Genomic DNA, 17,119 nt, shown 5'->3' on the forward strand with positions numbered 1-17,119 from the left:
ATAAATCCGCATCCGCTGGAAATCACTTCCAGTAGAGCTATTGCTAACCAGTCTTTTAAACACTATGGCTCAACATGTACAGCGTGCATTTCGATGCAACACCAACATCAAACGGCTAACCAGTCTGTTGCTCACGGGCTGCATGGTCGTTCCGGCAATGTCGTCGGCCAACAGCCCATTATCCACCCCCCACACCAGTCCGCATGCCGACGTTCGGTTACAAACCACCATTTCCGGCATCGTGCGTGATGCCGATGGGAGTCCGATGGCTGGGGTCACCGTACGCCTGAAACGTGCCGGAACGACCGCCACTACTGACGATAACGGCCGATATCAGCTAACATTGGGCACGGATAACGACCTATTGGTCTTCAGCTTTGTGGGCTACCTTACCCAAGAAATCGCCATCAACGACCAAACCACCCAAGATGCCATCATGGCGGAAGACACCCAAGCGCTGGACGAGGTGGTGGTCGTTGGTTACGGCACCCAGCGCCGGGCCACGGTTACCGGGTCGGTTTCCGACGTCAAAGGCGCCGATCTGGTCAAAAGCCCACAGCCTAACCTATCCAACTCACTGGCTGGCCGCTTTTCGGGACTCGTAGCCACCAATCGGGGCGGTGAGCCCGGCTACGATGGTTCCCAACTGCGCATCCGGGGGGCCTCTACGACCGGCAACACGGATGTACTGGTAGTGGTAGACGGTATTCCGGGCCAGGTAGGCGGTTTAGAACGGCTCGACCCGAATGATATCGAAAGCGTCACGATTTTGAAAGACGCCGCGGCGGCTGTATACGGCAGCCGGGCGGCCAATGGCGTGATCTTGGTTACCACGCGGAAAGGCGACGTGGGCAAACCCACCGTATCCTACTCCTTCAACCAAGGGTTTTCATCGCCCACTCGCCTACCGTCAATGGCCGATGCCGCCACCTATGCAGCCATCCGCAACGAGATCGATTACTACAGTAATCCCAGTGGAGGCATGAATCAATTTTACAGCGAAGCGGACATCCAGAAATTCCGGGACGGCTCAGACCCTGATCGCTACCCCAACACCGACTGGCAGCAGGAAGTCCTCGCCGGCACGGCACTCCAAAACCAGCACAACCTCTCCGTTTCGGGCGGCACCGAGCGCACACGCTATTTCGTTTCCGCCGGTACACTGATGCAAGATGGCTTGTTTAAGGAGGGCGTTACGAAATACAACCAATACAACTTCCGTTCGAATATCGACATGGACGTGACCGAACGGTTCAAGGCTGGCCTTTCGCTGGCCGGCAGGGAGGAAAAAAGGCGTTTTCCCACGGTAGGTGCTGGCGACATTTTCCGCAGCATCTACCGCGCCTATCCCACCCAGCTGGCCCGCTATGCAAACGGCCTGCCCAGCACCGGCATTGAAAACAACAATCCCGTCATGATGGTCACCGACGCTGGGGGTATAAACCAGAATCCAAAATTAGTCTTCAACGGCATCCTGCGGGCGTCTTACGAGCTGCCCTTCCTTGCGGGATTGATGGTAGATGGCTTCCTTGCTGTCGACCGGTCGCAAGAATCCGGCAAAAATTTCATCACGCCCTACCTGGTCTACAGCCATGATGCCACCACCGGCGCTTACGACCCCCGGACCGTGGGTGAAGCGCGCGCCCAGCTCCAGCAATTCCAGCAAAACACGTCGCTCACCACCGCGCATATCAAGCTCAACTACGAACAGTCGTTTGGCGACCACAACGTCAAGGCTTTTGCTGCCTACGAACAAAGCGAGCGTGAACTGGCGCGCATGGAGGCGGGCAGGCGTAATTTCCCGTCCTCGCTCACTCCCGAGCTTTCCCAGGGCGGTACAGCACTCGAAGACCGCACGAATGCAGGCCTCAGCTGGCGCGAGAGCCGGGTGAGTTTTATCAGCCGCGCCAACTACGACTATAAGCAACGGTACCTGCTGGAAGTACAGCTGCGGGTAGACGGGTCGTCCATCTTCCCCCAAAACAGCCGCTTCGGCTACTTTCCGGGAGTTTCTGCCGGTTGGCGCCTTTCGGACGAAAGCTGGTTCAATGCGAACTTTATCGATGAACTGAAGCTCAGGGCGTCTTACGGCGAACTGGGCGGCGACAACGTGGGAGCCAACCAGTTCATCAACAATTACGTCTTTAACAACGCATATACCATCGGCAACAGCATTTATGCCGGCATCGATCTCGCCAAGCTGGCCAATCCCAGCATTACCTGGGAAGTATCCCGGAAAACCGACGTCGGCCTCAACGCACGGTTGTTCAACCGGTTCGACCTGGAATTTATCTACTTCAATGAAAACAGGTCGGGAATCCTCCTGCCGCGCAACGCCTCGATACCCGGCGTCACCGGTATCGTAAACCCCTTCGATGCCAACAATCCGTTGGTACCTTCTGAGAACATCGGCAAGGTAGACAACCGAGGCATCGAGGCTACGGTGGGCTACCAACATCGCGGTCCTGTCAATTTCGGTATTGCCGGAAACATTACCCTAGTACGTAGCAATGTCGTGTTCCGGGATGAAGCGCCTGGAATACCTGCGCATCAGCGCGAAACCAGCCGTCCCCTCAACACGTACCTACTCTACCGCACCCTCGGTATCTTCCGTACCACAGAAGACCTCACGAATTACCCGCACGTGCCCGGTGCAGGCCTAGGCGACCTGATTTTCGAAGACTACAATCAAGATGGCGAGATCACGGCAGACGACATGGTCCGCACCGATCTGGGTAACATCCCGCAGCTAACTTTCGGGCTTACACTGAATGCAAGCTATAAAAATTTCGATTTCTCGGCCGTATTCGCCGGACAGGGGAAATCGCGGCAATACATCCTTTCGGAAGCTGGCACGATCGGCAACTATTTCAATACATGGGCAGAAAACCGCTGGAGTCCATCCAATACCGACGGCTCCTACCCGAAAGTCAACGAACGGGCCTCATCGGCCATCAGTGGCGGGCTCTATCGCAATGATTTCTGGCTATTCAACACGGCCTTCGTACGCCTGAAGAATATCGAACTAGGCTATACCCTACCCGAAACGGTTATCCAGCGTGTCGGATTGGGACGCCTCCGGGTCTATGCCAGCGGCTTCAACGTGTTTACCCTGACGGGATTGAAAGACTTTGACCCCGAGGGGTCAAGCGAAAGCGGGCAGTTCTACCCCCAGCAGCGCATCTTCAATCTCGGCATAAACGTAGGTTTTTAAATCATTGGACAGTTAGTTAACTCATTACAACATATGAAACTCGTGAAAAAACGCTATATGATCGGCCTGTTGGGCTTCGCGGCAATCGCCGCATGCAACAAAGGCTTTTTGGATGTGGTTCCTACCGATCGCGTGTCGGATGCCGCCATCCTCTCCGATTCGATATTATTCGAATCATTCGTCGTAAATCGTTACATGGGCGTGCGGCTCATGGACAAAGAAGCCGAGGGGACACCACCGGGCTTTGGCCGTGGCTTCGAATACGCCTTGTGGTCATCCCTCACCGATGAATCGGTGTACAACAACGACGACAACACCTGGCTTGTCCAGCGTGGGCAACTCTCGCCGGAAAACACCGGAATCGCAGGCACAATCTGGAAACGGAGTTATCGCAGCATCCGGGAATGCAACTATGCACTCGCCAATATCGAGCAGGTGCCCATGAGTACTGCACGCAAAAATCGGCTTATCGCCGAGCTGAAGTTCATCCGGGCATTCCGCTACCACGACCTGATCCGCAATTACGGTGGTGTGCCCCTGCTGGGCGACAGGGTCTACGGACTCAACGACGATATGGCCGACCCTGCCTTGTTTGAACGTCAGGACCTCGGTACCTGCATCACCTATACGCTGACTCAGCTGGATGAAGCGGTGGCGGGTCTGCCGGCCGACAACGGTTCGTCATGGGCATTGGGGCGTGCCACCGCTGGAGCTGCCCTAGCATTGAAATCGCGATTGACGCTTTATGCGGCCAGCCCGCTCTACCATGCCGGAAGCTGGGAGCAGGCACTCAACGCGGCGGTTGCGGTCATCAGCCTCAACAAATACAGCATTTCGCAAAGCGGCTATGGTGCACTGTTCCGCAAGGCTTCTACTGATAATGAGATTATTTTTGCCCGCTATTACTCGGTCGGCGCACGCCACGTACCGATGGAGATTGCCAACGGGCCCAATGGCCATGGCGGCTGGGGTGGCAACGTACCCTTGCAAAATATGGTAGATGCCTATCGGATGACCAACGGCAAAGCCATCGATGAAGAAGGCTCAGGGTACGATGCGCAGCATCCTTATGCAAACCGCGATCCGCGCTTCTACGAAACAATCTTGTACAACGGCGCCACCTACCGCGGTCGGGCACTGGAAACCTTCGTTCCGGGTGGTCGCGACAGCCGCGAGGGCCCGGATAACTGGAACACGAGCCGGACGGGTTACTACCTGTACAAGTTTATCGATGAAGATATGCCAATCAACAACCCATGGAACATCGCCGGGCTACAGCCCTGGATTTACTTCCGGTATGCGGAAATCTTGCTTAACTTTGCCGAAGCAGCAAACGAGTTGGTCGGACCGGATGCCACCCCTGCGGGCGCGACCATGAGTGCCCGGGAAGCGCTCAACCTGATCCGCTCACGGGCGGGTGTCGCGATGCCCGCCGTGGCTGAAGGGATGAGCGCAGCGGCGTTCCGAACATTGCTCCGCAACGAACGGCAGGTGGAACTCGCTTTCGAAGAGCACCGGTTCTATGATGTGAGGCGGTGGCTTATCGCTGAGGAAACGGGCAACGTGCCGGCGTACGGCATCGAAATCACACGCAACGGCAATACGCTAGCTTACATGCGCAAGGTCGCCCTAGATGGCCGACACTTCTTGCCCCAGCACTATTGGTTGCCGATTCCGCGTGAGGAAATCCTGGCCTCAAACAACCAGTTGCAACAGAACGCCGATTATTAGTTAAGCATTAAACCAACACGTAAAACGACGACATGACGATCAAGAAAGTGCCCTTCCTTACCACCCTAATTGCGCTGGTGGTCGGTGCCATGCACCTCCTTTACGGACAACCCACGGAGCAGGCCGCGCTCCTTAACGACGGCTGGAAATTCCATCGGGGTGACCTCGAAAATGGAGCTACTATCGCCACCGACGATACGAAATGGCAGGCCGTCCAGCTCCCGCACGATTGGAGCGTGGAAAGCCAGCTTAGCCCCACACTCGCCAGTGCTACCGGCTATCTCCCTGGCGGCATCGGCTGGTACCGCAAACACCTGACGGTGCCTGAAACACCAAACGGGAAAACGTACTACATCTACTTTGAAGGGGTATATAATCGGAGTGAAGTATTCATCAATGGCACCTCGCTGGGAAAACGGCCCAATGGGTATATCTCGTTCCAGTATGACGTTACCCCCTACCTCCGGTATGGCGAAGACAATGTCCTGGCCGTAAAAGTAGACCACAGCCAGGATGCCGATTCCCGTTGGTATACCGGATCGGGGATTTACCGCAATGTCTGGCTCGTGCCTGCCGAACCCGTGCACCTGGAGCAATGGGGCGTATACGCCTATCCCACGTTGGCTAAGAACAAGGGCACCCTGCACGTACAGGTTGCATTGGCCAACTCCACCACGTCATCAGCCCAAGTTTCGATCCAAGCCACACTCAAGAATCCCTTGGGCACAACCGTAGCCCAGCGGACAACCAACGCTTCGGTACCCGCCAACGATCGCAACGAAATCCAGCTGGCGTTAGATGTCAAAGCTCCTCGCTTGTGGAGCCTGGATAATCCCACCCAGTATACGCTGGAAACCGTCGTGTTGCAAGCAGGCAAACCGATCGACCGATCGACGGTGAAGACCGGGTTCCGCACGTTCACTTTCGATCCCGATAAGGGCTTTGCCCTCAATGGCGAGTGGATGAAAGTCAAAGGTGTGTGTATCCACCATGATGCCGGTGTACTGGGAGCTGCCATGTATCCCGAAGTGTGGCGACGCCGATTGCTGACGCTCAAAAAACTGGGTGTCAATGCTATCCGCACCAGCCACAATCCACAAGCAACCTCCCTTTACGCGCTCTGTGACGAACTGGGCTTATTGGTTATGAATGAAGCGTATGACGAATGGGAATTCCCGAAACGCAAGTGGCTGGAAGGTTGGAATGTCGGCACACCCGGCTTCCAAGGCGCTTACGATTTCTTTGCCGAATGGGGTGAGCGGGACCTAGCCGATCTGGTAAAACGCGACCGCAACCACCTTTCCATCTTTGCCTGGAGTATCGGCAATGAGGTCGATTATCCCAATGACCCGTATTCGCACCCCATCCTGGATGGCGGGCATCGCGAGGGTGGTTTTACCCAAGCGACGTTCGGTGGCTACAAACCCGATGCACCCGATGCGATGCGTCTTGGCGATATCGCCAAGCGCTTGGCGGCCGTCGTGAAGCAGTACGATACCAGCCGCCCCGTCACAGCCGGGTTGGCGGGTGTTGCCATGTCCAACGAAACGGCCTACCCCGATGCGCTGGACATCGCCGGATATAACTATACCGAAACTCGTTACCAGGAAGATCACAAGCGCTACCCCAAGCGGATTATCTACGGCAGCGAAAATCGCCATGACCTGGCCGCATGGAAAGCCGTGCGTGACAGCGAATACATCTTCGGGCAGTTTCTATGGACCGGCATCGATTACCTCGGTGAATCCGGCCGTTGGCCCTCCCGTGGCTTTTACTCGGGCTTACTCGATTTCGGCGGTTTCATCAAACCCCGCGGCTACTACCGTCAGTCACTCTGGGCGGACGAACCGATGGTCTACATCGGCACCTATCCCCGCCAGGGCCGTGGGCCGTCGCAACGTGCATCGGTAGATGCTTGGCCCGTATGGAACTACGCTGCTGGCGATACCATCCGGGTCGTGAGCTATTCGAATTGCGATGCGGTAAAGTTGTATCTCGACGGTCAACCGGTTAGCGCTGAAGCCGGTTTTGATACCGTGAATGGTGTGCACTATTGGGATATACCCTACCAACCCGGTAAACTGGAGGCCGTGGGCCTTCGTAGCGGAGCCGAAGCCGCCCGATACGCAATCCAGACGTCCGGGCGGTCAGCCCGCCTCCTCGCCACCGTCGATCGGCAACAGCTAACACGCAATCGTGAAGTCGCCCATATCACCATTGAAGTGGTCGATGCAGCAGGCGTCCCCGTGGCCCTTGCCGATGACAACATCACGGTTGAAATCGACGGCCCCGCCCAGCTACTGGGGTTGGAGGGCAGCAACAATACCGACATGAGCGACTACACCGACGCTACTCATCGGGCGTACCGCGGCAGGTTGCTTGCCTACCTAATGACCACCGGCCAAGCCGGAGCGATCACCGTGACGTGTTCAGCACCCTGGTTGTCGAACGTACAGGTGACATTGGAAGCCGAATGATATCATTTGATAAGACGAGACGCCTCCAGTCAATCCTTTTTTGGGGAAGGGTTGAGTTGGGGGTTTCTGAAATACTCGTACTGTATGATTTAACATATTTAGCAGATTAGTTTTTTAAACGTCAATGATGGACGTTTTAATTGTCTCGCAATCGTTTTGCAAAGCGTGCCGCCACTCGGGGCAAATAATACGCCAAACTGAGCCCACGAACCAGCACATAGCTGATAAATGCCAGCCATAGGCCTGCATTGCCGAAATGTGCCGTCAATACGGCACTGCATGCGATAAATACCATCAAAGAGAAAACGCTGGCATTGCGCATCTCACGGCTTCTAGTCGCTCCTATAAACACGCCATCTAGCTGGAAGGCATAAAAGGAAAACAAAATATAAGCGCAGGCATATGGCAGGTATTGCTGCGCTACTGTTCGTACGGCTGTATCGCTTGTCAGCCCATGGATAGCCGGAACTCCAATTCCAAAAAACAGCAATGCCAGCAACAATGCTGTTGCGCCTGCAAGCTGGTTTGCTTGCTTCAGTACCTTCCGAAACGTTTGCTCACGGTGTGCACCGATAGCTCTGCCCACCATCATTTCTACCACGTAGGCATAGCCGTCTAGGAAAAATGCAGAAAACGAAACAAACTGAAGCAGCACGTGGTTGGCCGCAAGTGTTGCATCGCCAAACCGCGCACCTTGGTTGGCAAACCATGCGAAACCCACCAGTAAGGCCAGTGTACGAACCATGATGTTACCATTCGTGGTAATCATCTGCCATAACTTACCGCGGTCGGCAAACCAAGGCCACGATTTATCACCGTCCGGGCAAAGCGTATTTAAGATGCGATGTACCATCCAGATGCCCAATAAGAGTGACGACCATTCGGCAATTGCCGTTCCCATTGCGATGCCCTTCACACCCCAGTCCAAACCGATTACGAAAAACACGTTTAACGCAATATTGAGTCCATTCAATACCAATTGCAGCCAAAGCAAATGCCTAGTTTTACCCAATCCGATGAGTACACCGAGTACAGCAAAGGTCGTAAGCGTAGCAGGCGCCCCCCATATCCGCACGTCAAAGTACGTCCTAACACCATGCTTCACCGCGTCACTAGCATCGAGCAAATACAGCGCCACGACACCGATTACGTATTGTAAAGCGACCAGCATCACACCAATAGCAATACCCATCAAGCCAGCACGCAGGGCCACGTCGCGTACCTCGGTGTAGTCGCCCGCACCAGCCGCCTGTGCCACAAAGCCCGTTGTACTCATGCGGAGAAATCCAAAACCCCAGTAAAGAAAACTGAACACCAGTGCCCCTAAGGCAATGGCACCCAAGTCCTGAGCGCCGCCTGTATGTCCAATGGCAGCCGTATCTGCCAATCCCAATAACGGCACAGTAGCGTTGGCCAGAATAATCGGAAATGCAGTACGTGCGATTGCGAAATGCCCTTTCATAGCACGGCAAACGTACTAAAAGTATTTCAATCGCCTCCGTTAGACATCGTAATTGAGTCAGCTCAGGCGTTACCGATTCTATTTCCGATATTTACCACCTTCGGATCGATACTTATGCGGACATTGTTCTTTTTCCTATTGCCGCTTGCTGGGATAGCCTACTATGCGTTCACAGCCGTGCACACCGGGTTGCGGGATGTCGATGAGCCTGCCCGGCAATTGCTGATGGTCACCTATGGGCTAGTCAGCTTAGGCGCGTTAGCCAGCCCTATTCTATACAGCCGCTGGTCTTCCGTGGGCTGGCCCAATGCCGTCGTAAAACATAGCGTGCATACGTTGATTGCTGTGCTTTTGGGGCAAATCCTCATGGCGGGTGTTATGTTTGTTGGCGACCTGTTTACGGGTATCCGGGCTGTATCAATAGGCCTGCAAACCGCTTGGTCCACCCCTACCAGCCATAGCACCTTCGCTTTTTCGCGCAACCCAGCTGTCGGTCAACTGGCCATGCTTTCAGGTGGTGTGCTCATCCTCGGCCTACTTTACGGCGTATTCCGACGCTACCGCTACCAAGTACGATCGGTACAGCTCCCCATCAGTGGATTACCAAAAGCATTCCACGGGCTACGTATTGTCCAGCTTTCGGATATCCATTCGGGGAGTTTCGACAATCCGCAGGCTGTGAGCAAAGGTGTCGACATGGCAATGGGCCTCAACCCCGATCTGATCCTCTTCACGGGCGACCTCGTCAACAACAGGGCTGATGAATTTAAACCCTATCTCGATATTTTTGCCAGGCTCGACGCGCCGCTGGGTGTCTATTCCGTACTGGGCAATCACGATTATGGCGACTATGTACGCTGGCGATCGCCCGATGCCAAGCAAGCCAATCTTCATACCTTAATGCAGTATCAGCGTCAGGCTGGATGGCGCCTGCTGCTGAATGAATCCGTAACCATCCATAAAGGTGGTGATGCACTCACCCTTATCGGAGTAGAAAACTGGAGTGGCCGCGCGAATTTTTCCCGGTATGGCAACCTCCAAAAGGCTCTTTCCAATACACCAGCAAATCGGCAAGCCATTCTCATCAGTCATGATCCCTCCCATTGGGGGGCCGAAGTCGTCGGCAATTATCCGCAAATTGTTTTGACATTAAGCGGTCATACGCATGGTATGCAGTTCGGTATTGAATCGCGATGGTTCAAATGGAGTCCTGTGCAATATTTCTACAAAGAGTGGGCCGGGCTTTACCAGCTTGGGCACCAATACCTTTATGTCAACCGCGGATTTGGCTTTCTGGGTTATCTCGGCAGGCTCGGGATGCCGCCCGAGATCACGCTGCTGGAATTGGTTGAGCAAACATCAACGAACACACATCGATGACACCGAAAGAAAAAGAACTGCTGGCTATCGCCACCAGCTGTGACAAGGCGACGGAAGGTAATAATGCCGAAGCCATCAGCATATTCATGGCAGATGAATAGGATTGTCTGGTAGCTTTGGGCACCTCTGAAGCTGTATCCCGCAAAATTTCCCTAAGTTTGGCGCCGGAATTAGCGGCTTTTCGCTGTTTTTTTGTTTAAAACCTCAACGGAGACTATGAAGACGTTTATCCTGTTATCCTTCTCACTTACGCTGGCCACGGGGGCCTGCAGCAATATACTAGGCAACAAGGGCGGACAGGGTCCTCAGGGCCACGACGGCGATACCCCACCCGCTACGGAGCTCGCAGAGCAAAACCTGTTACGTGCCATGGAACTAGCCGATGACGCAATAGCTCACTATTTCACAGGTGAAGGCATGGCTATGGCTCGGTTCTACGACCCCTATGCCGACGTACGCTCGGACGAAAAGGGCAGTGTATGGATGTACACCGCGGCTATTGAGGCTGTCAACGCGATCATGCAAGCGTTAAAAACATACGATGCCTACGGGCAGCCCACATTGCACGATACCCATTCCGAGCGCTACCGCGATCTACTCGCACAGCTTTACGACAATTTGGCTTATTATCAAGGCACGTTTGAGCTCACCTCCTATACGCAGACCCGTGAGTGGACAGTTTACGGCGTGCACCGGGCCTCCAGCAAGGGTAACGCCAATGTAGCTGGCATTGAGAACGTGTATGACGATCAGCAATGGCTCGTTCGGGAGCTGCTGCATTCCTACAAACTGACTGGCGAACCGCGATACCTTGCGGAAGCGGAATACCTCGCCGAATATGTGCTTGATGGATGGGACTGCACGCTCGACGCCTCCGGCAAAGAAAACGGCGGCATTCCTTGGGGGCCAGGATATACCACCAAACACACGTGCAGCAATGGTCCGTTCATCAGCTCACTGGTATGGCTCCACGAGCACTATGCGGAAAGTAACGAGGAAATTAACCACCGGTACATCATTCCAGGCGGCAAGCGCGAAACCAGCGTGATGAAAAAGCGCGATTACTACCTGCAATTTGCCGAGTCGGTATACAATTGGCAGAAAGAACATCTCCTCCGGTCGGACGGTGTGTACGACGACTTCATGGGTGGTTGCGGGGATTGCAAGATCCGCTACGAAACGATCGATGGCGTGCGCTACCGCGCCAACACGCCGCTCAATGACCGCGTAGGCCCACCCTATTCCTACAATTCCGGTGCAACGCTATCCGGGGCGGCCGATCTGTACCGGGTAACCGGAAATGCCGCCTACCTAGACGATCTGAAGCAACTTTCGGACAACAGCTTTCAGTATTTCGCCAAAATCAGTGATCAATTGCCCGGCCACTATGAATACGCTGTGAATGGCTTCAATAATTGGTTTAACGGTGTGCTCATGCGTGCGTATGTTGAGACTTATCCGATTTATAACCAGGTAGATCGGTACATCAACACGTTCCAGCAAAATCTTGATTACGGATTTACCAACTTCCGGCATAATGGCATCCTCCCGCATAACCTGCTCCAAGGGTGGGATAACGGTAACCGCAACGTGGAAGGCATGTTTGCTTTTACGTTCGCCGCCGAATACGCGCTTTTGGTTGAATACCAATTGGAAAAAGGAACCGTAAGCAAGGAGACCCCAGCGGAAAACTGATGCAGTTTAATTCGTCACTTAATAGCTCCAAATGCTGCAAAACACAGATGCTTATGAAGCAGTTCGACGTTGCGGAACCCTACGTCCTGTAGCAGTTTTAGTTGGAAGTTGACGGAGCGCGGGCTATCCTCCTTAGCAATGTACGCAAAAACATTGTCCCGATAAGCCGTGCCTTTCAGGTCAGCCAAGTAGCGGCCATAACGTTCTTGGTAGAGCAATCGTTGGAGCGCCGGTGTTTCCTGGACAACCAAATCCGCAATCCATAAACTGCCACCGGGCTTCAGCAAGCGGTATAGTTTGGCGAACACCGCTTCCCAATCGCTGTCGTCGCGCAGGTGATGCAATACCGCTGAAGCCATAATCGTACAGTAATGATTCTCCGGCAAATCGGCCTTACGGATATCCTCCTGCACCAAGGTAATGGTTCCGCTGTTTACCGCAGCAATACGGTCCTTTGCCCGACTAAGCATGGGCTGGCTGAGATCCAGCAACGTGCAATCCAGTGGTGCTTTTTTTGATAACAGCTTTAGGGTATAATTTCCGGCACCGCAGCCCACATCCAACACTGTTTTCAAACCGGGAGAATGCGCCATGATACTGTCAACGATGAGTTCCATACTAAAAGCCGCATCGATGGTGGTCTGCTGCCCGGTTTCCAGATTCGAAAAGCGGTCTACATCCTTGTCAAACCTCGCCTTTATTTCCTGTACTGTAGATTTCTCTAAATAATTTTCCATTGCGATCATTGTTTGCCACAAATCTATCTTTCTATATAATACTTTAAAAATACCATTATTTGCAATTATTAATACCTTTGAGGTATAATGGAACTACGACACCTGATTTATTTCAAAACCGTGGCCGAATTGTTACACTTCAGTAAGGCTGCGGAGCAGTTGCATATTTCCCAACCGCCGCTAACGCGGCAAATCAAAGAACTGGAAAACGAATTAGGCGCCGTGCTGTTTCACCGGAACAACAAGCGCGTCGCGCTTACCGATGCAGGGCATTTTTTTCTGCGGGAATGCGAATCGCTCATCCAGCAGCTGGAGCGCAGCAAACAAGTGGTCAGGCAGATCCATGAATCGGTGAGTGGCGAGTTCCAAATTGGCTATATCAGTTCAACACCGCTGACCTCCTTAGCTAAGATTCTGCAACAATTAAACCATCAATATCCCTTACTCAAAACGCGTTTATACGAACTTTCCACGGCCAAGCAGGTCAAGGCTCTCGAAGCAGGCAAATTGGATATCGGGATTCTTCGTGCACCGGTTACTTCCACGCAATTGGAAATCACGTCCCTACGGCAGGACCCATTCGCCTTGGTCTGCAGAACGGGCAATTCTTATTCGCTGGACGCAACAAACCTCGCCGGGACGCCGTTCATTTCGTATAACAGCGGCTACGCTCCCTACTATCAACAGCAATTTATGGCCTGTTGTCACCGCATCGGTTTTACCCCACAGGTCATGCATGAGTGTAATAACATGCATTCGATACTCAGCTTGGTTGAAAGTGGGCTTGGGGTCGCCTTGGTCCCCGCCTCCATTAAGCATCAATACCCCTATTTAAACTTAACGTTTACAGCACTGATAGACATTCCGATTTATACCGAAATCGTCATGGCCCATCATCGCCACACCGAACATCCGGCATTAGGCAGTTTTAAAGCTCTGGGGCACCTATTTTAACGTGATGCTGACCTACACGAATTTCAACACTTACCTCAATGACAATACGGGTTTATGGTACCACCTGCCAATTCGTATGAGCTTTCGCCAATTCGTCCAAATTGTGCACCGCACTCCCGATTTTCAGAATAAAGCCCTACATTTATATCCACTATTCGTTATAAACTAAATTTGCTGGTTATGAAAATCGAATTATGCTGATTCTGCACCCTTTCATCCCATGTCGCCATGATCAGTAAAGAAACAATCACCTATTATTATTTTACAATAGTACTACTGGTAGTCGTTGCCAGTTGTTCAACGCCACTTCCGGAAGAGGTGTCGACAGCCTACGACACATTGCCCGACAAACTGGACTACAATGTGCATGTCAAGCCTATCTTATCCGATAAGTGCTTTTCCTGTCACGGTCCCGATATGGCTACCCAAGAGGCAGGGCTTCGGTTAGACGTGGCTGATGCAGCCTATGCGCCGCTTCCCGAAACACCAGGCAAAGTAGCCATCAAACCCGGAGACCTCCATGCAAGCGAGTTGTTTCACCGCATTCTGGCAAACGACCCTACTTACATGATGCCACCGCCCCAATCACACCTTACCCTCAGCCCTGAAGAAAAGGCTACGCTGATCAAATGGATTAAAGATGGGGCTAAATACAAGCCCCACTGGGCATTTGAGAAACCTCAAAAGGCTACCCCACCCAACGTACGCAAAAAGGGGTGGAATGTCTATAATGAGATCGATCAATTTATCCTCAATCGGCTGGTACAAGAGGATTTGCAGCCCTCCGGCGGAGCTGATAAAGACGTATTGTTACGTCGACTCAGTCTCGATCTTACGGGCTTACCACCTACGCTTAAAGAAATCGAAACGTTTCTAAACGATCAGTCAACAGATGCCTACGAAAAGCAGGTAGACCGGCTATTACGATCTTCGCATTATGGAGAGCGGATGGCTATGGACTGGCTGGATGTTGCGCGCTTTGCAGATTCACATGGCTATACGGTTGACCGCATCCGCGATATGTCGCCTTACCGCGATTGGGTAATCAAGGCCTTTAACCAAAACCTACCCTATGATCAGTTTGTACACTGGCAGCTAGCTGGCGATATGATGCCCAACGCGACCAACGACATGATCATCGCTACCGCATTTAATCGCAATCACCAGCAAAACATGGAAGGCGGTATTATCGAAGAAGAGTTCAAGGCAGAATACGTCATGGACCGCACCAATACCTTAGGCGATGCATTCCTTGGCATAACCATCAGTTGCGCACGCTGCCACGACCACAAATTCGATCCTGTTACCCAAAAAAATTATTTCGAACTCTACAGCTTCTTCAATAACATCCCCGAGGCCGGGCAAATCGCTTGGGATGACACACCTCCCGCACCTACCTTATTATTGCCTACCAAAGAACAGGAAGCAATACTGCACTCCATCGAAAAGCAGATTGCACAATCCGAAAAGAAGGTAAAGCAGGTGATTGCACATGCCGATACCGCCTTCGAACACTGGTTGGCTTCCGGCAAGTACAAAAAGCTGAAAGAAGAAGTCATACCCAAAGAAGGCCTCCAGGCGCACTATACATTCGATCAGAAAAGCCTCGGCGGTGGCGTGTTGAAGGTAGAAGCCGGTGATGTAAAAGAACCGCCGGTATTTGTACAACATGGCGAGGGACATGCACTGTCTTTTGATGGGGATGCCTGGCTGGATTTCCACCAGGTCGGTGTCTTCCGCAGATCGCAGCCGTTTAGTGTGGGGATAGCGGTGTACATCCCCTCCGGGATGCAAGAAGGTGTCATTCTGCATAAGGGCTACGGAGAGCGGCACTTTAATTTCAAGGGGTATCATTTGTACCTCAAAAATGGCAAAATCGAAATGAACATGGCCCACGCCGCCCCCGGTAATGCAATCATCAAAATCAGCCGCGATACCATCCCACGCAACCAATGGGTACAAATGACCATGACGTATGATGGCTCCTCGAGTGCTGCAGGTTTCCATTTTTTCCTCAATGGCGAGGCAGCTGAAATGGATACACGCATAGACAACCTGTATAAAGACATCATCTTCACTGGGGGTCACCCACAACATGGGTTGCAGATCGGTGGATGGGCCAGAGGGCTCGGCTTTAAAGGGGGGCAAGCTGATAACATTATCGTATACGACCGTGCATTAACTCCGTATGAAGTGCGCATACTGGCCGGAAAAGCAGCGTGGAAAACCATTGCAACGAAAGACCAGCGCAGTCTTACGAAGGCAGACGTAAGCGCGCTCCAAGCTTATTACCTCTCCACTACAGATCCCAATGTACGGGCAGCCAACGAACAACTTGTACATTGGCGCACTGAAGCGGCAGCAGCTACGGAAGCCGTGCAAGAATTAATGGTTATGAAGGAAATGGAGACACCCCAGCAGGCCTATTTGCTAGACCGTGGCGTGTATGATGCGCCTACAGAAAAGGTATATCCCAATACGCCCGCTGCCATTCTGCCCCTTCCGGAAGACCTTCCCAAAAACCGCTATGGCCTGGCCCAATGGCTTACTCACAAAGACAATCCCCTCACGGCAAGGGTAGCGGTAAACCGGATGTGGCAAAACGTGTTTGGCATCGGCCTGGTAAAGACGTCTGCCGATTTTGGCAATCAGGGTGAAATGCCGAGCCATCCGGAATTGCTAGACTGGCTATCGGTAACCTTCCAGGAATCGGGCTGGGATGTCAAAAAATTAATGAAAATGATGGTCATGTCGGCTACCTACCGGCAACAGTCCAATACCTCGCCTGCGCTTCGGGAACGTGATCCGGAAAACCGCTTACTAGCACGCGGCCCATCCTACCGGTTACCGGCCGAAATGATACGGGATAACGCCCTATTGGCCAGCGGCCTGCTCAACAACCGCATCGGCGGCAAAAGTATAAAGCCGTATCAGCCGCCAGGTCTTTGGGAAATCAACAACACCTCCTATCAGCCCGATACGGGAGATGCCATCTATCGGCGTAGCCTATATGTCATCATCAAACGTTCTGTTCCGCATCCCACATTGAGCACCTTTGACGCAACTTCCCGGAGCTACTGTGTCATCCTTCGGCAGAAAACAAATACACCGCTTCAGGCCCTGGTTACACTTAATGACCCCGCATTTGTAGAAGCCTCCCGCGCCATGGGCGAACAAATGACCAAAATTGGTGACACCAAACAAGCCATCACACAAGCCTATAGGCGCCTCACCAGCAGATACCCTGGTCATAAAGAACTCGCTTTATTGATAGAACTACAAGCAAGCGAACGTAAGAAGTTTGAGGCCGATCCGAGTAAATCGCGCGGCTGGTTGACCATGGGTCAATACCGGCCCGCCGAGGGGCTAGACACCTCGCTCCTCGCAGCAAATACGGTAGTGGCCAGTACCATTTTAAATTCGGATGCAGCATTGACCAGACGATAAATACCGCATAAAACAGTTGAGA

General features: G+C 52.9%; 9 protein-coding genes. 7 read left to right on the forward strand and 2 right to left on the reverse strand.

Going from position 1 to position 17,119, the window contains the following annotated elements; translation table 11 throughout:
- Positions 1–64 precede the first annotated feature (64 nt).
- From IEV98_RS12355 to IEV98_RS12365, 3 genes are read left to right on the forward strand one after another with little or no spacing between them, the layout of a single operon-like run.
- Positions 65–3,214: a SusC/RagA family TonB-linked outer membrane protein gene (locus IEV98_RS12355; protein ID WP_229738722.1), complete on the forward strand. Its 3,150-nt coding sequence runs from the start codon at positions 65–67 to the stop codon at positions 3,212–3,214.
- 33 nt (positions 3,215–3,247) lie between these two features.
- Positions 3,248–4,945 carry a RagB/SusD family nutrient uptake outer membrane protein gene (locus IEV98_RS12360; RefSeq protein WP_188506319.1) on the forward strand — a complete coding sequence of 566 codons (1,698 nt, stop codon included), beginning with the start codon at positions 3,248–3,250 and terminating at the stop codon, positions 4,943–4,945.
- 32 nt (positions 4,946–4,977) lie between these two features.
- A complete protein-coding gene (locus IEV98_RS12365) occupies positions 4,978–7,422 on the forward strand; it encodes a glycoside hydrolase family 2 TIM barrel-domain containing protein (protein WP_229738723.1) in 2,445 nt (814 codons plus the stop codon).
- A 136-nt stretch (positions 7,423–7,558) separates the two neighbouring features.
- Here the strand turns inward: IEV98_RS12365 and IEV98_RS12370 are convergent, their stop codons facing one another.
- On the reverse strand, positions 7,559–8,884 hold the full coding sequence (locus tag IEV98_RS12370; RefSeq protein ID WP_188506320.1) for an MATE family efflux transporter: 1,326 nt from the start codon (positions 8,882–8,884) through the stop codon (positions 7,559–7,561).
- Positions 8,885–8,998: 114 nt separating this feature from the next.
- On the opposite strand from IEV98_RS12370, the gene IEV98_RS12375 reads away from it, so the two are divergent.
- On the forward strand, positions 8,999–10,264 hold the full coding sequence (locus IEV98_RS12375) for a metallophosphoesterase (protein ID WP_188506321.1): 1,266 nt from the start codon (positions 8,999–9,001) through the stop codon (positions 10,262–10,264).
- A 216-nt stretch (positions 10,265–10,480) separates the two neighbouring features.
- Positions 10,481–11,959 (forward strand): glycoside hydrolase family 76 protein, encoded by a 1,479-nt coding sequence (locus IEV98_RS12380; protein WP_188506322.1) that lies wholly within the window; start codon positions 10,481–10,483, stop codon positions 11,957–11,959.
- 14 nt (positions 11,960–11,973) lie between these two features.
- On the opposite strand, the gene IEV98_RS12385 is transcribed toward IEV98_RS12380, so the two are convergent.
- A complete protein-coding gene (locus IEV98_RS12385) occupies positions 11,974–12,696 on the reverse strand; it encodes a class I SAM-dependent methyltransferase (RefSeq protein WP_188506323.1) in 723 nt (240 codons plus the stop codon).
- A gap of 87 nt (positions 12,697–12,783) precedes the next feature.
- On the opposite strand from IEV98_RS12385, the gene IEV98_RS12390 reads away from it, so the two are divergent.
- Positions 12,784–13,650, forward strand: coding sequence for a LysR family transcriptional regulator (locus tag IEV98_RS12390; protein ID WP_188506324.1), 867 nt, complete (start codon positions 12,784–12,786; stop codon positions 13,648–13,650).
- Between the two features lie 228 nt (positions 13,651–13,878).
- A complete protein-coding gene (locus tag IEV98_RS12395; RefSeq protein ID WP_188506325.1) occupies positions 13,879–17,097 on the forward strand; it encodes a DUF1553 domain-containing protein in 3,219 nt (1,072 codons plus the stop codon).
- Positions 17,098–17,119 lie beyond the last annotated feature (22 nt).

Origin of the sequence: Parapedobacter pyrenivorans, from assembly GCF_014636865.1 — a bacterium.
Taxonomy (GTDB): Bacteria; Bacteroidota; Bacteroidia; order Sphingobacteriales; family Sphingobacteriaceae; genus Parapedobacter; species Parapedobacter pyrenivorans.